A 19,032-nucleotide genomic window follows, 5' to 3' on the forward strand; every position below is an offset into this window, starting at 1 on the left:
AGTGTGTGATGGTTCCCGCTTGCTTTTTTATGAAATGTAAAGATGGTCGTGCTTTATAAATTTTATATACTTCCCAAAAACTTCACCATTATACCATTCACGAGCACACCCTCGAGAGTGAAATTAGGTGCTGAAATGTTTCTTTTTTTTAAGCACGTAAATTAGCATCTCAATGGCGTTCTATTTTGCATGAGACAATTGCTTCCATTCAAACAATGGAAAAAATCACAGCTAAAATTTGCATACAAAATATATAAAATAATGCACATTCATTATAAAAATAGACAAATGTTCTCTTGTCGAACGTTTCACCTTAAACTAAAATCTATGTCAGTTTATAAACTTCCTTTTCCGCTGGAAAAGCACGGGATGTGACATCCTCTGCATAGTTCTTGATTGCGGTTTCCATGGCTTGTTCAAGGTTTCCATAACGGCGTACAAATTTGGGCACGTGAGCACCATAACCCAACATATCTTCCATCACCAAGACTTGTCCATCACATTGATTAGATGCACCAATACCGATGGTTGGAATAGAAAGCTTTTCTGTAAGCTTTACGGCTAAAGGCTCGACAATCCCTTCCAAAACAATAGCAAAAGCACCTGCCTTTTCAATCGCTGCTCCGTCGTCTTCAATTCTTTGCCAATCACTCTCCTTACGTCCTTGTGTTTTGAAGCCACCAAAACGATTCACCGCCTGGGGAGTAAGACCAATATGTCCCATCACTGGAATGCCCCGTTTACACAAAAAATCTATTGTTTCCGCTATATAAACACCACCTTCAAGCTTAACGGCCCCACATCCCGTTTGTGCCAAAATACGCGATGCATTTAAAAAAGCCTGCTCTTTACTTTCCTCATAAGAGCCAAAAGGCATATCAATAACGACAAGAGCTTTTTGAGACCCACGTACCACGGCCTGCCCGTGTAAAATCATCATATCCAAATTAACAGGAAGTGTTGTCTCGAACCCATACACCACCATACCAACGCTATCACCAACCAAAAGAATATCGCAATAGGGATCAGCAATCCGCGCAGTATAAGCTTGATAAGCTGTTAAAGAAACAATCGGCTGTTGCCCCTTTCTTGCACGTATTTGAGAAGATGTTATACGCTTTACCATTTTATGTACACTCATTTTTCGCCCTTCTCTTGCAATATGTATTGATCAATCAGCCTTACCTCACCAAAACGGACAGTAAGAAGTAAAACTGCTGGTTTATTCAATTTTCCTTTGACCATGCATAAAGTTTCCATATCCCGTAAATCTATTGCTTCAATGATTGCACGCGTTTCTTTTTGTAAAATATCACGAACAACTTTACATAACTTATCAACCGACCGTTCACCTTCATAGTAAAGCTTTTCAGCAGCTTTTCCACTTTTAGGAATAATTTTTGCTGCTTTACGATCTTCTAATGTTAAAAGTTTATTGCGTGAAGAGTGTGCAACACCATCTGCTTCACGTAAAATAGGGACTCCAATAATTTCAACAGGAAAAGCTAAATCTTCAACCATACGCCGAACAATTAAAATTTGTTGAAAATCCTTTTCTCCAAAAAAAGCCTTATCGGGCTGAACAATATTAAAAAGCTTCGCAACAACACTCGTTACACCACAAAAGTGCCCTGGACGTAATTTTCCCATCAAAATACGTGATAGTTTTTCCACTTGCACAATTGTATCATTTCCCGATGGCCACATCTCATCGACAGAAGGAGCAAAAACACATTCAACACCTGCTTTTTTTAATAAAGCACAATCGCTCCTCAAATCTCTTGGATATTGAGCAAAATCTTCATGAGGTCCAAATTGCTTTGGATTGACAAAAATAGAAACCAATACGCGATCACACATGGCTTTTGCACGCTGTACTAGTGCAAGATGCCCCTCATGGAGTGCTCCCATTGTTGGAACAAAACCAATCGAAAAACCTAACCGTCGTTCTTCTGAAAGATAGTGACGAACTTCAGCAATTGTCTTTAAAATTTTCATTTTCCCGTTCTATTTAATTATTATCAGATCAACAAATGAATGCCTGTATACCAAATCGACGCTCAAACAACTGTATCAAATTCATGCGCACCGATGGCTGTTTTATATCTCGTGGCTTCCAGACATGACGCATAAGAAAAAAACCCGTTAAGTTAAAACCATTTATGATATCTTTAAAATCCGCAGGACGGGTCGCTCTTTGCACAAGAAACTGTGGGAGAATGAAAAGTTTTTTTTTCCAAGGCTCCCCTGCTTCTTCACAGACAGCCCGTCCAGATTTTGGCGATACGTAATAAAGCTTTTCCTTACGACCTGTTGCAGCACAACAAGATAAATCAAGACCAAAACCCAGTTCTTCAAGAAGCCGCATTTCAAAACGTACCAGCAATTCTGCAATGACAGATAGCTCATCAAAATTCTGCATAAAAAGATGTAAAATATCATATAAAATGGGATGCGGATCACGCTCAGGAAGAAGCCGCAAATGAAAAGCAATCAATTGCAAAGCATACAGTGCTTCTGGTAGACAGATTAATCGTGCCGCATGGAGATCAAGTGCTTCAAGGCGAAAAAGTCCCAAATGTTCTTCTAAACGCGCACTCCATTCAGCCTCCACACAATTTCCAGGCTGAAGAAGAGCTGCCATACGACGCGAACGTCCCCCTTTTACCACGCCCATATAACGACCATGTTCACGCGTCATAATCTCAAGAATAACACTTGTTTCACCATATTGGCGCGCCCCAAGAATAACAGCTTGTTCTTTCCACTTCATTTTATTTTAATTATTTTAAAAAATCTAATCCCATTTCGCGATAACGTTCTGGATCGGTATCCCAATTATTGCGCACTTTCACGAAGAGAAAAAGATGAACCTTTTGATCCATAATTTCCATAAGCTCCTTGCGTGCTGCTTGACCAATCATTTTAATTGTATCGCCTTTTGCTCCTAAAACAATTTTCTTCTGACTCTCACGCTCAACATAAATAACTTGATTAATTTTAACTGAACCATCTAAACGCTCTTCAAAGCTTTCTGTTTCAACCGTTGAGGAATAAGGAAGTTCATCATGAAGACGAAGAAAAAGTTTTTCACGCGTGATTTCAGCAGCAAGATGACGCATAGGCATATCGGAAATTTGATCTTCCGGATAATACCATGGCCCCTCCTGCATCATGTTACTCAACGCATGAAGTAAATCCTTGCAACCAGAACCGTTTAGAGCAGAAATCATAAATGTTTGCGCAAACTTTACACGTTCATTGATTTTAGTGGTTAACGCTAGAAGAGATGATTTAACAACTGTATCAACCTTATTTAGAACAAGAACTTTTTCTTGTTTCATAGTGTTTACAATATCTAACATCATCTCAACTTCATCCGAAAGACCACTTTGAGCGTCAATTAAAACGAGTAGAACATCAGCGCTCTTAGCCCCTCCCCAAGCAGCAGAGACCATGGCACGTTCTAAACGCTTATGGGGACGAAAAACACCTGGTGTATCGATCAATACAATCTGCACATCATCATGAATGACAATACCGCGGATTAAAGTTCGTGTTGTTTGTACTTTATGCGTTACAATTGAAACCTTTGTTCCAACCAATTGATTAACCAATGTCGATTTACCGGCATTAGGCATTCCAATAAGCACAACAAACCCAGAACGCGTTTTCATAACGTCACTCATGATCATTTTTTCCCACAGTTTTCCAGACACCCTCTCGTCGCAAAATTTTTTCAGCGGCCATTCTTTCGGCATATCTTTTAGAGCTCCCCTGCCCAACCTCTGAAGCAAAACCTGAAATACTGACCTCTACCATAAAAACAGGATCGTGATCTGGACCTGAACGTTTGATAACCTGATAATGTGGTTGTGCATTGCCTTGGATATGCGCCCATTCTTGTAACTCTGTCTTGGCATCACGTCGACCAGCATCCATTTTCTTTGCCCGACTTTGCCAATATTTTTGAATAAAAGGACGAACGCTTTCCAATCCTCCATCAAGATACATCACAGCAATCAAAGCTTCCACGACATCTGCATGCATATTGATGAGTCGACGCCCTTCAAAATTTCTCATCTCAAAACCAACTTGGATCATATCAGGCAGCCTCATCTCGCGTGCAATCTCAGCACATGTCTGCGCATTGACCAGATGATTCAAACGGACTGATAATTCACCTTCACTTGCCTGAGGGAAAAGTTGATACAGCATCTCTGCAATCAAAAGCCCTAAAACCCGATCACCTAGAAACTCTAGTCGTTCATAATTCCCCTGCTCCGAATCTTGTACACTTGCGTGTGTTAATGCTCTTTTTAATTTTTCTTCATCTTTAAAACGATGCCCCGTCAGCTTGAAAAGCTGATCAATCATGAGACGTTTCATCGTTGTTTCCTTGCTTGATAAGCGGCAAATCATGAACCGTATTTATGAAAGAAAACAAACGTTTCCAACGCACATCAAATGGCCAGCGCCAAATCTGCCAAGCACTTGAACCGTTACTGATAGAAAAGAAAATTACGCTCGCACGACCAATAAGATTTTCTTCTGGAACATAGCCTACATCCAAACGACTATCATCTGAATTGTCGCGGTTATCACCCATCATAAAATAATGTCCTTGAGGAACTTCAAAGACTTTTGTATCATCAACTTTTGGGATGAACGCTAAATCAAGCGTATCGTAGCTAACACCATTAGGCAGTGTTTCGCGATAGACCTCAACAGGATAATTCACTTCCGTTATATCAGAATTATCAATCTCCCCCATAAAGTGACGCGAAACAGCCTCATCATTGATATAAAGAACACTTTGACGAACTTGTATACGATCACCTGGCAACCCAACAACGCGTTTTATATAATCGATCTTCGGATTACTTGGTAAACGAAAAACGACCACATCTCCCCGTTGAGGTTGAGATGCCCAAATACGCCCAGAAAAAAGCGGAGGAGAAAAGGGGATAGAAAAACGAGAATACCCATATGCATACTTAGAAACAAAGAGATAATCCCCCACTAATAAAGTAGGACGCATTGAACCGGAAGGGATACTAAAAGGCTGGAAAAAAAGTGTCCGAATAAACGCTGCTAAAAGCAAAGCCTGTATTAAAACAGAAATTAATTCAAGAATCCCACCTTTTTTTTCTTTTTTATGCACTTTATCTTTTTGGATCATCACCAACTGCCTTCTCATCACAAATATAACTTTTTTTCATCATAATATTCAAATAATAAAAGCACAATCTCTCACGCCATCTATCCACGTGGAAGTGCTTCAATAATAACAAATGCCTGCGCCCAAGGAAAATCATCTGTTATGCTGAGATGAATAACCGCATCATGATGAGGAGGTAATAACTTCTGAAGTTGCGCTTGCGCACGATTTGTTAATTGCATGATTGGTTTACCAGATGGCAAATTAACCACCCCCATGTCTTTCCAATTGATACCACAAGCGATTCCCGTCCCTAAGGCTTTAGCACATGCTTCTTTAGCGGCAAATCTTTTCGCATAAGAAGAAGAATTTTTCTTGAATTTTTCGGATCTATTCCTTTCAATATCCGTAAAAATACGTTGGATAAAGCGCTCGCCATAACGAACCAACATTCTCTCAATCCGTCGTATATCAACCAAATCATTTCCAAGACCAACAATCATAAGATATTATCCGATCTTTCTTTCGATGAACGCTTCTTTAAACGCCTTTTTTTTATAATCTTTTGATATCGCTTTTGTTTAAAACGAACCGTTGCCCTGTAAACACCTATATAAGATACACCACCAAAAACAACACCTAAAAGGGTTCCACCTAAAATCATAGGCCTCATAATTGTATCCCATGCACCTTTAAAAAGAAGAGAAAAATTTGACATTGTCAAACCATTAAACAGCGCACGAATTTGAGAAAGAGAAATCTCATTGACATCCCTAAAAAGCGATAAACAAAAATACCCTACTTTATAATCAGCCATGACAATCAATAAAAACGTGAGTGGATTAGAAAAAACCGTCCCAATGATTGCAGCCGCAAAATTTGCACGCAAAATCCAAGAAAAAAATATTGCCAAGATAATATGCACCCCAAAGACAGGGGAACAGGCTAAAAAAATGCCAATAGCAAACCCTAATGCAACTTCATGCGGTGATGCTGATATACGCAAAATACGTTTATAGATGTAAGAAAATGAGCGAGAAAATGAACGACGTGGCCATAACCAAAGTCGAATACGCGTTACAAAATCTATTGGTTCTCGACGACGAAAAAGCATATGACTCTCAATATACATCTTTTGATGATGAAATAATCTATATCATCCAAATTAATCTTTTTAAGTTTTTGCATAAAAAAAAATAGAAAAACAATTAAATATTTCGACTGCCTGGTTTAATCGCTGGAAGAACAGAAAGATCTGCCGGAAGTGCATCACTCGCATAAGAGGCTATTTCGTATTCAGCAAGCGCAATCAATGGAACGCCAACATCAACTTTACCACCAGAACGATCAAGGATACATGCACTTGCCAATACCTCTGCTCCTGCTGCCGACAGCGCCTCAACAGTCTCACGAATGGAAAGACCCGTTGTCACAATATCTTCGACAATAACAACCCGTGCACCCTTCTTTATTTCAAAACGACGCAATTCAAAGACACCATTGACACGCTCCACCCAAAGAGAAGGAACTCCAAGGTGACGTGAAGTCTCATAGGAAGGGATAAGACCGCCAATTGCGGGACCAACGACATAATCAATTTGTTCCTCGATAGATTCTTTTATTTTTTCAGCTAATCCACGACAGAGCTTTTCCGTCAAGTCAGCATGCATAAACACTTTTGCCTTTTGCATATAAGTCGCACTATGGCGCCCCGATGTTAAAATAAAATGCCCTTCTAGAATAGCATCTGCTTGTTTAAAAATATCAATGACATCTTGTGTATTCATTGCAAAATCTTTCTTGTTATCCATGAACCCGCCGTACTGTACTGACTGAATCTGCATTTTTTAATTGAGAAAAAATACGATTCAAATGTTTTAAATCCCAAACTTCTAAATCAATCATCATTTCTGTAAAATCTGGTGCTGTACGGATAAAAGATAAATTTTGGATATTGGCATCGTTAGCAGAAATTATTTGCGTAATTTTAGCTAAAGAACCAGGACGATTTACAGCCAAAATATTCATCCGTGCAGGAAAACGTTCATTCATTTGGGCATCAATATCCCAGCGGACATCAATCCATCTTTCTGGTTGATCATCATACGCCATTAAAGCCGAAGACTGTATTGGATAAATAACAATCCCCGCGCCTGGTTGCATAATACCAACAATCCGATCTCCAGGCACAGCTCCTTCTGGTGAAAAACGTACAGGTATATCTCCCCGGGTTCCTCGAATAGGTAATGCTCTAGATTGATGATTCTCGACCATTGCATCCTTTTCATTTTCTGGAACCTTAAAAATCATACCTTGAGCATTTTCAATATTGAACCACCCTTCTTCCCCAGGCTTAAAAAATGACTTTTGGACCACACGCTCTTGATAATCAGGATAAACTGCTTTAATCACATCAGCGGAAAACAGTTCTCCACGCCCAACAGCAGCCAATACATCTTCTACATCTTTACGTGCCAAACGTGGCAAAACTTTCTTCAAAACGTCTTTTGAAAATTGTTTTCCCATATATTCAAAAGAACGCTCAAGAATACGATATCCTAAACCCGAATATTGCTTACGTACCGCGGCTCGGCTTGCGCGTCGAATGGCTGAACGTGCTTTACCTGTGACAACAAGAAATTCCCACGCAGCCGGTGGAACTTGAGCATGCGAACGAATAATATCAACTTCGTCACCATTTTTTAATTTAGTCATTAAAGGCATAATACGACCATTGATTTTTACGCCCACACAAGAATCACCGATGTCTGTATGGACGGCATAAGCAAAATCAATAGGTGTTGCGCCTTTAGGAAAAGCAATTAATCGACCTTTTGGTGTAAAACAAAAAACTTGGTCTTGAAAAAGCTCAAGTTTTGTATGTTCTAAAAACTCTTCCGGATTATCTCCATCAGATAAAGATTGTATCGTTTGACGCAACCATGCATAGGCATTCATTTCACTTGATAATTTTGAAGTCGAATAATTGGACCCCCTCTCTTTATATATGGAATGGGCCGCAACCCCATATTCAGCAACTTCATTCATGGCAGCCGTTCTAATTTGCAATTCAACGCGTTGTCTTGAAGGACCCACAATAGTTGTATGAATAGAACGGTAATCATTTTGCTTTGGTATAGAGATATAATCTTTAAAACGACCAGGAACCATCGGCCATGTCGTATGGATGACACCAAGAGCACGATAACAATCATTCACGGATTCAACAATCACACGAAATCCAAAAATATCCGATAACTGTTCAAAAGATAATGCTTTACTTTCCATTTTGCGAAAAACTGAATAAGATTTTTTCTGACGGCTTTTAACATCTGCTTTAATGCCATTTTCCCAAAAAAGTTTTGTCAATTCATTTTCAATTGTGGAAAGCAAATCACGGTTGTGCTTCAATAATTCAGAAAGTCGATTGGTAATCGTACGATGACCTTCTGGATTTAAATAAAAGAAAGAGAGGTCCTCTAATTCCTCGCGCATATCCTGCATACCCATACGGCCCGCAAGTGGCGCATAAATATCCATTGTCTCCTCAGCAATTCGCCGACGTTTATCGTCACGCATAACACCAAGGGTCCGCATATTATGAAGGCGGTCCGCAAGTTTGACTAAAAGAACACGAACATCATCAGAAATGGCAATAAGGAGTTTACGAAGATTTTCTGCCTGTACAGCTTTCTTGGATACAAGATCAAGCTTATTAAGCTTTGTAAGCCCTTCAACCAACTTCCCAATTTCAGAACCAAAAAGCTGATCAATTTCTGCTCGTGTAGCACTTGTATCCTCAATTGTATCATGCAAAAGAGCAACAGCAATCGTTGCTTCGTCCAACCGCATATCTGTTAAAATAGCAGCAACTTCTAAAGGATGAGAAAAATAAAGATCACCTGAAGCACGCTTTTGATGCGCATGCTTTCTCATTGCATAATTATAAGCTCTGTTTAAAAGAGCCTCATCTACGTCAGACTTGTAACGCTGAACACGTCCAACAAGCTCACACTGACGCATCATACGCGCATATCCTTTATCTTTTCACACTTCTAATCCTTATTGAACACATCTTATCAACAAAAGACAAGAAAAATAACTGCTCCTTACATGACAAGGTATCTCTATTCCTGTAATATCAACCACCGCAATTAATAATCTTCACCTTTTTCTGGAACAACCAAACCTTCAATACCCGCTAAAAGCTCTTCTTCTGACATATGATCAAATGAAGTTCCTTCTTCTTGCGATGATGTATTAAAAACACTTTCAGCTTCACTTGAATGAGTGATAAATCCACTTGCCATTTCTGGCTCATCTACTTCCACATGCTTTTGCAGCGAATGAATAAGATCTTCTTTTAAATCAGCAGGCGACAATGTTTCTTCTGCTATTTCACGCAAAGCAACAACTGGATTTTTATCATTATCACGATCAACTGTAATCTGCGCTCCTTGTGAAATCTGACGCGCCCGATGACCTGCTAAAAGTACCAATTCAAAGCGGTTATCAACTTTATCAATACAATCTTCTACCGTTACGCGGGCCATTTATGCCTCTTTCTCAAATAAAAAAAATTAATAGCGGGTGGTCAGTATATACAATAATCAAAATAAAACACAAGAAAAACAACACAAGCTTTCATATTTTTTGCTTAAAGAACTTATTGGAAAAAATTCTTGGAAACTTTATAAAAAAACGTATATCCTATTGGCACTCGTTATCAAAGCTTCTCTTAAAAGCATTCCAATAGATTGGAGTGAAGCAAAGGAAGGCGTTTCTTGACAAAATATTTCTTTAGAGTCTTTATCCTTTTAAAAGAAATACCAGCTCTTGGAAATATTTTTCAATAACAACAGCCTTATGCACATTTTTTATGATAATATATTTATGAAAGATAGAATTTTTTCTTTGAACAGCATATGTATTGCACTCTTATTCATCGAATAACTTACTGAAAGATTGCTTCTTGTTACATCAGAATTAGCCATAAGTTTATATTAAACTTTCTTCTAAAGCAGTTTATTTATATTCTAGATTGTTTATCAAAACATGCCCCATCATATACGCCATAAAAGACTCAAAAGAATAAAAAATTGATGCCTAACGCCATGAATAGCCCATTAACATCCCTTTGCCCAGAGCCTCCCCAAAATTGCAATTTATGCCCTAGGCTCCATCAGTTTATCGCTGACTGGCGTGTGAAAGAACCAAGTTGGCATAACGCACCGGTACGCCCCTTCTTTCCCTATAAAGGAGCAGACACAACGCGTCTTCTCATTGTTGGTCTTGCGCCTGGATTACGCGGAGCCAATCGAACTGGACGTCCATTCACGGGTGATTATGCTGGACATTTACTTTATTCCACTTTGAAAAAATTCGGTTTTGCCCAAGGAACCTTTGAAGAAAAAGCAGACGATAATCTTGAACTGATTGATGCTGCAATTGTTAACTCTGTTCGTTGTGTTCCACCAGAAAATAAACCTACCGGTGCAGAAATTAACACGTGCCGCTCGTTTTTTTCGCCTCTTTTAACAAATCTTCCCAAACTTAAAGCCGTTATTACCTTAGGCTCCATTGCACACCATTCAACGATACGTGCTCTTAATGCAAAAGTTTTAGCTCACCCTTTTGGACATGGCAAAATCAATAACATTGGCAGATTACGCATCTTTTCAAGCTATCACTGTTCTCGTTATAATACAAATACTGGCCGCTTGACAGACGCTATGTTTCACCAAATTTTTCAAGCAGCAAAAACATACTTAGATCAATGCTAAAATTGTTTTAAAAAGCGCTATAAATAAAGGATATCCCAATCGATCATCCATATCTTTTTAAAAGTCTTGCTTTTTCACGTCCCCAGTCACGTTTTTTTTCCGTTTCGCGCTTATCATGAAGTTTTTTCCCACGTGCTAGCGCAATCTCTAACTTAACACGCCCACGTTCATTAAAATACAGTTTGAGAGGAACAAGTGTCATTCCTTCACGGGATGTTGCATTAAAAAAGCGTGCCATCTCACGTTTTGAAAGTAATAACTTACGCAACCGCCGCGGCTCATGATTAAAACGATTAGCCTGCGTATATTCAGGAATATAGCTGTTTATTAACCATAATTCCCCATTTTCAAAACTAGCATAGCTTTCAGCAATATTCGCATGATTAGAACGTAAAGACTTCACTTCCGCTCCTTGAAGAACAAGACCGGCCTCAAGATTATTAAGGATTTCAAAATTAAAACGTGCTTTACGATTGTCAGCAATTATTTTCCGTACGGGCGCGTTCTTTTTTTTATTCATGGCTTTTTCAATATCATTTTATGCTTTTAAAAGACCAGCATGACTAAGGGCTGTATCAATAACCTTCTTTGTGCTCTCTGTTAATGGAACAATCGGAGAACGCACAGTCTCACCACAAATTCCCAATTTTGCAGCAGCATATTTAATACCTGCTGGACTAGGTTCGATAAACACAGCACGGTTTAGAGGCATGAGGCGATCATTTAATTCCCGTGCTGTTTTATAATCACCATGAAAACAAGCAGCTTGAAGCTCTGCACAAAGTTTTGGAGCAACATTGGAGGAAACTGAAATACATCCGACACCTCCATGTGCATTAAAACCTAATGCTGTACAGTCATCACCGGAAAGCTGCACAAAATCTTTGCCACACTTTTCACCTTGTTCACTCACGCGCTCAATTCTACTCGTTGCATCTTTAACACCAATGATATTGTTAAAATCTTGATAAAGGTCTTTCATCGTTTCCACAGCCATATCGATAACAGAACGACCCGGAATATTATAAATTATAATCGGAATAGAAACAGCTTTGGCAATGGAAGAAAAATGCTTATATAAACCAGACTGATTGGGTCTATTATAATAGGGGGTCACAACCAAAACGGCATCTGCACCAGCTTTTTGCGCGTATTGTGCAAGCTCTATAGCCTCACTTGTGCTATTGGATCCTGCTCCAGCAACAACAGGAACACGCTTTGCGGCCTGCTCAACACACAATGCTATAATTTGCTTATGTTCTTCATGACTTAAAGTTGCTGATTCACCTGTTGTCCCAACAGGGCTTACACCGTTAATCCCTTGTGTGATTTGCCATTCAACAAAATCACAAAACGCTTTCTCATCAATTGCACCCTTCTGATCAAACGGTGTGATAAGCGCAGTTATAGCTCCCTTGAGCATGATAAACTCCCTATAATGTTCGCTTTTATTTTTTTAATAATCGCCTTTATAAATTTTAAATAGAGCATAATCTTGCTCTATCATTGAAGCAAGATGAATTTCAAAAAAAGCCTCTATAAGATGAACATGTCCCTCCTTAAATTTTGAACATTTCTTTAAAATAAGCCATCTGTATTAACGCGTTTTTCATGCTTGTGTTCTATAACCCCTTAAGTTTTTACAAAAAGCAAGGTCTTAAGGTCTTTTCTCTATGCGTGTGTTTTCCACCTCTCTTTTCGTATCAACCTTTACTGCACTTATACTGGCAATAGAAACTTTATTTTCAAGTGCCTATGCACAAACACCTCTTTTACATGGGAAAGCACCAATCCCTTCGGCACGCCCTACCCCCTTTACTGTTAAACAAGAAGCTCAAGAACCTCTTCAACAAAGACACACGACATCGCACAATACTGCGACACTCAAACAACTAAAAGCTGGGCTAGATGCCCTTGCAAACAACAATGTTGCAAAAACAATAAACCTGCGTAATTCAATGGAAAAACATAGCCTTGATCGTGATATTCTGACATGGGCGCTGGGGCTATCAAACCAAGATAATATACCAAGTTCTGAAATATATAACGCAATCAATATGCTAAAAGGATGGCCCGGTATAGAAACGATGCAACGCAATGCTGAACGTGCTTTTCTTAACGAAACCAATGTCACACGTGTCATCATCCAAAAATTTTCTCATCACTCCCCTCTCACAGCACAAGGCATGGCAATCTTCGCTAAAGCACTTATTGCAACGGGACAAATTACCCGTGCTCAACATGTTATTGCACCGTGGTGGCATAAAACAACGCTTAATGCAAAAGAAGAAGTATTTGTTCTTAAAAATGCAAGCGCTGCCTTAAAACCTATTGATCATTTAAAACGCATGCAGTTTATGCTGTATGCACATCGTTTTGATTCAGCGGCACGCGTTGCAAAATTAGCCCGTGCTCAATCTCTTTTTGATGCTTTTGTGGCCGTTGAAAAAAATGATCCCAGAGCGACACAAAAATTACAAGCTATAGAGAGAATATGGAAAAAAGATCCTCTCTTCCAGTTTGCTCGAATGCGCCATCTTCGGCGAACAAAGCAATATGATGCCGCCGCAACACTGATGATGAAAACATCAAAAGATACCTTCCATCTTATGAACCCTCATTCATTGTGGAAAGAACAACGCGCCCTTTCTCGGGAAATGCTCGATTTAAACAAACCCCAAATAGCTTATCAGCTCGTTGCGATGCACACTGGCATGACATCCGCATTAGCCGTCGATGCTGAGTTTCATGCAGGGTGGTACGCACTACGGTTCCTTCATAACCCTAAATTGGCAATGCAGCATTTTTCACGTCTTCCTCAACTCTCTTCTTTACCTTTTTCTGCATCACGTGGATATTACTGGATGGGACAAACAGCAGAAACGCTAGGAGAACACAAAAATGCTCAGCTTTACTTTCATCGCGCAGCTCATTTTGGTGCAACTTATTATGGTCAATTAGCCGCTGCACGACTCAACCAAAAAAAGCTTAATATCTCCTTTCCTAAACCAACAACCGCTGAGCGACAACATTTTAGTGCACGAAAAGCGATCAAAGCAATTCAACGTCTTGAAGAAGCCGGATATGCTGATTTTGCTAAAGTTTTTTATAGAGAACTCGGAAAAAAAATAGAAAGCCCTGGTGAATTAGCTCTTCTGGCTGTTATGGCAGAAAAAAATGGTGACTATTATACCAGCCTCAAAATCGGAAAAATGGCTGCTTTTCAGGGGAAAAATGTCGGGGCGCTTTCTCATCCTTTAGGCGCTATACCAGCTTCTGCGCATATTTCTGTAGAAGAAAAATCGCTTATCTATGCCATTGCACGCCAAGAAAGCGAATTTAATCCAACAGCCATATCAAAAGCAGGTGCACAAGGTATACTCCAATTGCTTCCTACAACCGCAAAAGCACTCGCAAAAAAATACTCAATCGCATGGTCTCATAAAAAATTCAGCAGTGATGCTCATTATAATGTGACATTAGGGGCCCATTTTCTCAATGAACAATTGGAACGTTTTAATGGATCCTATATACTCACTCTTATTGGCTATAATGCAGGTCCCCGTCGGGTCGATGAATGGATCAAACGTTATGGCGATCCTAGAGGACAATCTCTCGATAACATCATTGATTGGATTGAACGTATCCCTTATACGGAAACACGGAATTACGTGATGCGTGTCATGGAAAATTACGGTGTCTACAAAGCAAGACTCACTGGAAAAATAGATATAAAAACCGACCTGCTTTCTGGTCGATGGAAATAATATGCCTTAATCTTTCCCAAGAGCATTGCGTTTTTAAGAGACATTTTTATTCCTTCTTAAAAGAGTAACCACATACGGCCTCACTTTTAACATGCAAGTCAATGACTTTAATTGATTCAGTATCAATAGAGTTGAAGTGGAAAAATCCTACGCCATTTGAGGCACTCATTCCAAATACAACATAATGAATTATCCTTATAAATCATTATGTTGTACAAATAGTGCATTTCTTCTCAACACATAAATAATAATATCAATAGAGGTCACAATGTAAAAAGAGTAAAATGAATAGCGCATTCTTTTACTGTTGCTTATTCATCAACATTCAAATCTTGTACAACAGCATGTTTTGAAGATATTTTTTCTGCTTACAACATTTCTATACTCAATAGGCGTGCATTATTACGTATATCTGTTTGGATCATCTCTAAAGCAAAAACACAGACTCATTGAGTGAGAAAACCTTAAAGATAAAAAATATCCTCCTGCCCCTTCCCTTTTCATTCAGCTTTACAACTTTCAAACATATCAATATCTTTTAAGATATGCAGATGAAGCTTTGCCTTTTATTTCTTTCATTTTATAGATAAGCTCACATCTTTCATACAAAGCAGAATATTTAGCCCAAATAGTATACTTCGCTTATGCCTATTTTGTTTTAAAAAGCACTTTTTAATGTTTCTAAGTTCATTTCACAATGTTGAACTCGAAGAGTGCTTATGAAAAGCCTCTCACGAATGGTATAAAAATCAATTAGAATATATTGCCTTTAATGAGATGAAAGCTATAGCCCTATCAGCCCCGAATGCTCAACGTTGCAACAGCCCTTTCATTTAGAGCATTTATAAGAAATATGTTTACTCTTAAAGTTTTTTTATCCATGATCTCCCTTATGACCATATTAAGCAAATGGTTTTGATTGATTTAATGTCAAAAGATTTGGAGAGAACTATATTTCATTCAAATTATAAAATGATAAACAATCATTCTAAATCAATATATTATCTAAATAGAGCCCCTTATAAAAAATCAGCTAAATATCAAGGATACTCTGATCGTTTTATTCACTTTTGATGGTGGAGGGGGAGGAAAAGCACCAACGCGTTGAAGGGCTGCCATAGCCAATCGATCGAGTTCTGGATCTCCAGCAGAAACGACGACACGGCTAGAAAAAATACTCCCCCGCTCATGCACCCTAAATTCTAACTTCACCGTTCCTTTTGCTCGACTGGTACGCTGTCCTACCACATAATTTTTTTGCCTCTCTAATTGCGACTGTACCTTCGCTAACCACTCCATTAACACCATATCTTCAAGCCCTGCTGTACTGCCGCTCTGTTTGGCATTAAGTGAACGCACGGCCTTTACAGGTGGCTGCTTTACAACTGTCTTTGGTATTGTTTTTTTCTCAAAAATTTTATCTTCTACTTTTTGAGGAAGAGATTCTTCCAAAGATTTTACTGTAAAATCATCCTTTTCTACAGTATGCTGGAGCTCTTCCGGTTGAATTTCATCCACCGTTTCCGATATCTCTGGCTCTTGCTCAGCAAGATCTGGCTGCAATAGTTCTGATTTCATGCTGATATTTGATAAATCTGTATCATGATCTGGATTCGACGAATCTACATCAGCATCCAGATATACACTCTCTTGGGCAAGAGTTAACATCACCGTCGACGAGAGCATACCATTACTGACGCCAGTCTTTCGAAAATAAAACTGTGCTCCCAATGCAATATGCAAAGACAGAGCGCCAACAAATGCACCAATCCAAAGAGTTGATAACTGCCTGGTATTTGCAAAGTTCATCGTTTCTTCCGCCGCTATTCTAAGTGCAATATTGATATTTCATCTCATTAAAACAAGCTATTTTGAAATTGCAACTTTTTTCTTGACTGATTTTATCATGTTTAATATGGTTTCTCTGTGATTTTATGTTGTTAAATCATTCCTGCTTGGTTGGCTAATTTTTGATAGGCTTAAGTCAAGCGTTTTTACGGGCATTTTTATATGTAAATTTCAAGCTTAGAGAGGGGATGTTAAAAAAAAAGGTTATAATGAGTTATGCGAATAAGACGAGAAAATATCCATAAAAGCTGTGTGATTTTAGGTGCATTGTCGGTCTGTATGCCTTCATTTGTTTTTGCACAAAACAGTGATAAGAATGTTGTGACTGAGCTCAAACCAATCCTTATTAAAGGAAAAAGAATAGAAGATGCTTCGAATTCAATAACCATTCTAACTGATCGTAAAACCGACAAGAATATTGATGAAAAACAAATAACTGATGTTTATGACGTGAGTCGTCTTAATCCTTCTGTCTCCTATAACTCAGGAAATAACAGTTTCGTTGTTCGTGGTTTAGATGCAAACCGTGTTATTACAACGATGGATGGTATTTCTCTTCCATGGTTTGATGATATATTCCGTGGTAGAGGTGGGAATACAACTTTTGATTTCAATGCGCTTTCTACATTTGATACTATTCAAGGGTCAGATTCTAGTCTTTATGGTTCTGGGGCGCTTGGGGGGATAATTGCGTTGCGTACTCTTAATCCTGAAGACCTTATCGGGGAGGGAAAGAATTGGGGAAGCCTTATAAAAGGTGGTTATCATTCTGTTGATAACAGTTGGCGCGTTAATCAAGCTTTTGCTGTGCGTAATTACCGAACATTTTTGCTTTTTCAAGGGTCTTATGTAGAAGGTCATGAGCGCAAAAATATGGGAACAGTGGGAGGATATCAGGAACGCACGCGTAAAAACCCTTCTAACTTTGATAAAAATAACTTACTTTTTAAAATCCATCAATATTTGAGTGATAATCATCGGCTTGGTTTTACCGCAGAACGTTTTGGTCATAATAGTAACACACATTCATTAAATGAATCTGCAAGATATGCTCTAGGTTCCGTTTATGATCGGGATAATAAAATTCGTGAGCGCTTTTCTCTTTCTTATGATTATAATGGTAATGGCGATGCGTTTCTTGATGCGTTTCGTGGGCTGCTTTATTGGCAAAGGCAATCAAGTCGTCACGTTTTGACTGGCGTTCGTGTTTCAGCACCTAAAGGGGATTATTTGAGAGATAATTTTTTGCGTAATATCAATTATGGGTTCAATGCTGATGCACTTAAAAAAGTAGATTTTGGCACTGTAAGTCATACGTTAAAGTTTGCAATGAATGTTTCCTCATCTAAATTTCATCACTATTTGTTAGGCAAAGACAATTGCCATGTGAAAGAATATGCGAAAGGATGTCTTTTCGTTCCTGCTAATCGATCAGATTCACCAGACACGAATGGTTACAATTTAGGTTTTGTTTTTGAAGATGAAGTTGGGTTCGTTGATGATCGTTTTCGTGTAACGCCGGGAGTCCGATATGATTGGTACAAATATATTCCTCAGAAAACGCCTTCTTATGAGAAAGCGCTGATTTCTGATAAATTTCCTCCAGAAAGAAGTGGATCACGCTTTTCTCCTAAATTGCGCATGGAGTGGGATGTTCGTAATCAAGTAACGCTTTATGCTCAGTGGGCACAAGCTTTTCGTGCACCGCGTATTCCAGAGCTTTACGTTTCTTATATCAAACCTTCTGCTTATTACGTGAAAGGAAATTCTGATCTTCAACCAGAAACAAGCAATGGGTATGATGTTGGTCTACGGTATGGAAATGCAAATTTCGGTGGCTCCTTCAATGCCTTTATCAACCAATATAAGAATTTCATAGATACTGAGGATAAAGGTCCATCAGAGGAATTCAAATTTGCGCGTCGGCATTACATGAATCGTTTCCGCGTACAAATTTTTGGTGTTGAAACAAAAGCGCATTTAGTTCTTAAAAATGGTTTTCATAGCAATGTTGCCCTTGCTTATTCACAAGGAAAAGATCTTGATAAAAAGGAGTATCTTAACTCAATTCCTCCTTTGAAAGCAGTTATCGGATTAGGGTATGCAAAAGAGGTTTGGGGAAGCGATATTATCCTCACTTTGGCAGCCAAACGTGACAAAGTAGCTAAAGCATCTGATTACCAAAAAATTCCAGGATACTATGTCGTTGATATGACAGGGTGGTGGAAACCATTCGGTGAAACGGGACCTATTTTAAGAGCCGGTGTTTACAATCTTTTCAATACAAAATATTGGAATGCATCAGAACTTCCTTCAGGTAAAAGTTCAACACCGAAGGATTATTATAGCCAGCCTGGTCGTAACTTTAAGGTGTCGTTCGTACAAAAGTTTTAGTCACTTCTGTTAACTGTTATCGTATCGATAAAAGGATCAATTATTGTGTTTCTATTTTCAAGATCTTTAAAATTACAAG

Annotated in this window: 17 protein-coding genes; 3 read left to right on the plus strand and 14 right to left on the minus strand. The window is 38.8% G+C overall.

Translation table 11 applies throughout. The features are described 5' to 3' along the window. Positions 1-325: 325 nt before the first annotated feature. The 11 genes from panB to rpoZ all read right to left on the minus strand — a co-directional run bounded on the left by panB (position 326) and on the right by rpoZ (position 9,714). Complete coding sequence (gene panB / locus PVV57_RS01690) at positions 326-1,141, minus strand: 3-methyl-2-oxobutanoate hydroxymethyltransferase (protein ID WP_273717578.1); 816 nt, start codon at positions 1,139-1,141, stop codon at positions 326-328. Further along, positions 1,138-1,998, minus strand: coding sequence for a pantoate--beta-alanine ligase (gene panC, locus PVV57_RS01695; RefSeq protein WP_273717579.1), 861 nt, complete (start codon positions 1,996-1,998; stop codon positions 1,138-1,140). Before panC ends, panB begins: the two co-directional genes overlap by 4 nt. Before the next feature lie 28 nt (positions 1,999-2,026). Beyond that, positions 2,027-2,773, minus strand: coding sequence for a DNA repair protein RecO (gene recO, locus PVV57_RS01700; protein WP_273717580.1), 747 nt, complete (start codon positions 2,771-2,773; stop codon positions 2,027-2,029). Positions 2,774-2,783: 10 nt separating this feature from the next. Beyond that, complete coding sequence (era, locus tag PVV57_RS01705) at positions 2,784-3,689, minus strand: GTPase Era (protein WP_273717581.1); 906 nt, start codon at positions 3,687-3,689, stop codon at positions 2,784-2,786. Further along, positions 3,682-4,389, minus strand: coding sequence for a ribonuclease III (gene rnc / locus PVV57_RS01710; RefSeq protein WP_273717582.1), 708 nt, complete (start codon positions 4,387-4,389; stop codon positions 3,682-3,684). Before rnc ends, era begins: the two co-directional genes overlap by 8 nt. Continuing rightward, positions 4,370-5,182 carry a signal peptidase I gene (gene lepB, locus PVV57_RS01715; protein ID WP_273717583.1) on the minus strand — a complete coding sequence of 271 codons (813 nt, stop codon included), beginning with the start codon at positions 5,180-5,182 and terminating at the stop codon, positions 4,370-4,372. The genes rnc and lepB overlap by 20 nt, the downstream gene beginning before the upstream one ends. Before the next feature lie 80 nt (positions 5,183-5,262). Beyond that, on the minus strand, positions 5,263-5,664 hold the full coding sequence (gene acpS / locus PVV57_RS01720; RefSeq protein WP_273717584.1) for a holo-ACP synthase: 402 nt from the start codon (positions 5,662-5,664) through the stop codon (positions 5,263-5,265). Then, positions 5,661-6,275, minus strand: a complete 615-nt coding sequence (locus PVV57_RS01725; RefSeq protein WP_273717585.1) for a DUF2062 domain-containing protein — start codon at positions 6,273-6,275, stop codon at positions 5,661-5,663. The genes acpS and PVV57_RS01725 overlap by 4 nt, the downstream gene beginning before the upstream one ends. 94 nt (positions 6,276-6,369) lie before the next feature. Continuing rightward, positions 6,370-6,948, minus strand: coding sequence for an orotate phosphoribosyltransferase (pyrE, locus tag PVV57_RS01730; protein WP_273717692.1), 579 nt, complete (start codon positions 6,946-6,948; stop codon positions 6,370-6,372). 16 nt (positions 6,949-6,964) lie between these two features. Next, positions 6,965-9,187 carry a bifunctional (p)ppGpp synthetase/guanosine-3',5'-bis(diphosphate) 3'-pyrophosphohydrolase gene (locus PVV57_RS01735; RefSeq protein ID WP_273717586.1) on the minus strand — a complete coding sequence of 741 codons (2,223 nt, stop codon included), beginning with the start codon at positions 9,185-9,187 and terminating at the stop codon, positions 6,965-6,967. Between the two features lie 128 nt (positions 9,188-9,315). Next, positions 9,316-9,714, minus strand: coding sequence for a DNA-directed RNA polymerase subunit omega (gene rpoZ / locus PVV57_RS01740; protein WP_273717587.1), 399 nt, complete (start codon positions 9,712-9,714; stop codon positions 9,316-9,318). A gap of 561 nt (positions 9,715-10,275) precedes the next feature. Between rpoZ and PVV57_RS01745 the strand changes: the two genes are divergently transcribed. Beyond that, a complete protein-coding gene (locus PVV57_RS01745; protein WP_273783354.1) occupies positions 10,276-10,944 on the plus strand; it encodes a uracil-DNA glycosylase in 669 nt (222 codons plus the stop codon). A gap of 43 nt (positions 10,945-10,987) precedes the next feature. Here the strand turns inward: PVV57_RS01745 and smpB are convergent, their stop codons facing one another. Beyond that, positions 10,988-11,464 carry an SsrA-binding protein SmpB gene (gene smpB / locus PVV57_RS01750; RefSeq protein ID WP_273717588.1) on the minus strand — a complete coding sequence of 159 codons (477 nt, stop codon included), beginning with the start codon at positions 11,462-11,464 and terminating at the stop codon, positions 10,988-10,990. A gap of 18 nt (positions 11,465-11,482) precedes the next feature. After that, positions 11,483-12,367 carry a 4-hydroxy-tetrahydrodipicolinate synthase gene (gene dapA, locus PVV57_RS01755; protein WP_273783313.1) on the minus strand — a complete coding sequence of 295 codons (885 nt, stop codon included), beginning with the start codon at positions 12,365-12,367 and terminating at the stop codon, positions 11,483-11,485. Between the two features lie 250 nt (positions 12,368-12,617). Here dapA and PVV57_RS01760 point away from each other — a divergent pair, with 250 nt between their 5' ends. After that, positions 12,618-14,711 carry a lytic transglycosylase domain-containing protein gene (locus tag PVV57_RS01760; protein ID WP_273783314.1) on the plus strand — a complete coding sequence of 698 codons (2,094 nt, stop codon included), beginning with the start codon at positions 12,618-12,620 and terminating at the stop codon, positions 14,709-14,711. Positions 14,712-15,740: 1,029 nt separating this feature from the next. Here the strand turns inward: PVV57_RS01760 and PVV57_RS01765 are convergent. Then, the gene (locus tag PVV57_RS01765; protein ID WP_273717591.1) at positions 15,741-16,520 is read right to left on the minus strand and encodes an energy transducer TonB; all 780 of its coding nucleotides are present in this window, start codon (positions 16,518-16,520) and stop codon (positions 15,741-15,743) included. A gap of 255 nt (positions 16,521-16,775) precedes the next feature. Here PVV57_RS01765 and PVV57_RS01770 point away from each other — a divergent pair, with 255 nt between their 5' ends. Then, positions 16,776-18,953: a TonB-dependent hemoglobin/transferrin/lactoferrin family receptor gene (locus PVV57_RS01770; RefSeq protein WP_273717592.1), complete on the plus strand. Its 2,178-nt coding sequence runs from the start codon at positions 16,776-16,778 to the stop codon at positions 18,951-18,953. Positions 18,954-19,032 lie beyond the last annotated feature (79 nt).

The organism is Bartonella sp. AU15XJBT, assembly GCF_028618615.1.
In the GTDB taxonomy this organism is placed as follows: Bacteria; Pseudomonadota; Alphaproteobacteria; order Rhizobiales; family Rhizobiaceae; genus Bartonella.

What these genes read in the sequence shown, in the direction of transcription:
- panB (WP_273717578.1), bottom strand. Translation starts at nt 1,141, where the DNA reads ATGAGTGTACATAAAATGGTAAAGCGTATAACATCTTCTCAAATACGT.
- panC (WP_273717579.1), bottom strand. Translation starts at nt 1,998, where the DNA reads ATGAAAATTTTAAAGACAATTGCTGAAGTTCGTCACTATCTTTCAGAA.
- recO (WP_273717580.1), bottom strand. Translation starts at nt 2,773, where the DNA reads ATGAAGTGGAAAGAACAAGCTGTTATTCTTGGGGCGCGCCAATATGGT.
- era (WP_273717581.1), bottom strand. Translation starts at nt 3,689, where the DNA reads ATGAGTGACGTTATGAAAACGCGTTCTGGGTTTGTTGTGCTTATTGGA.
- rnc (WP_273717582.1), bottom strand. Translation starts at nt 4,389, where the DNA reads ATGAAACGTCTCATGATTGATCAGCTTTTCAAGCTGACGGGGCATCGT.
- lepB (WP_273717583.1), bottom strand. Translation starts at nt 5,182, where the DNA reads ATGATCCAAAAAGATAAAGTGCATAAAAAAGAAAAAAAAGGTGGGATT.
- acpS (WP_273717584.1), bottom strand. Translation starts at nt 5,664, where the DNA reads ATGATTGTTGGTCTTGGAAATGATTTGGTTGATATACGACGGATTGAG.
- PVV57_RS01725 (WP_273717585.1), bottom strand. Translation starts at nt 6,275, where the DNA reads ATGCTTTTTCGTCGTCGAGAACCAATAGATTTTGTAACGCGTATTCGA.
- pyrE (WP_273717692.1), bottom strand. Translation starts at nt 6,948, where the DNA reads ATGAATACACAAGATGTCATTGATATTTTTAAACAAGCAGATGCTATT.
- PVV57_RS01735 (WP_273717586.1), bottom strand. Translation starts at nt 9,187, where the DNA reads ATGATGCGTCAGTGTGAGCTTGTTGGACGTGTTCAGCGTTACAAGTCT.
- rpoZ (WP_273717587.1), bottom strand. Translation starts at nt 9,714, where the DNA reads ATGGCCCGCGTAACGGTAGAAGATTGTATTGATAAAGTTGATAACCGC.
- PVV57_RS01745 (WP_273783354.1), top strand. Translation starts at nt 10,276, where the DNA reads ATGAATAGCCCATTAACATCCCTTTGCCCAGAGCCTCCCCAAAATTGC.
- smpB (WP_273717588.1), bottom strand. Translation starts at nt 11,464, where the DNA reads ATGAATAAAAAAAAGAACGCGCCCGTACGGAAAATAATTGCTGACAAT.
- dapA (WP_273783313.1), bottom strand. Translation starts at nt 12,367, where the DNA reads ATGCTCAAGGGAGCTATAACTGCGCTTATCACACCGTTTGATCAGAAG.
- PVV57_RS01760 (WP_273783314.1), top strand. Translation starts at nt 12,618, where the DNA reads ATGCGTGTGTTTTCCACCTCTCTTTTCGTATCAACCTTTACTGCACTT.
- PVV57_RS01765 (WP_273717591.1), bottom strand. Translation starts at nt 16,520, where the DNA reads ATGAACTTTGCAAATACCAGGCAGTTATCAACTCTTTGGATTGGTGCA.
- PVV57_RS01770 (WP_273717592.1), top strand. Translation starts at nt 16,776, where the DNA reads ATGCGAATAAGACGAGAAAATATCCATAAAAGCTGTGTGATTTTAGGT.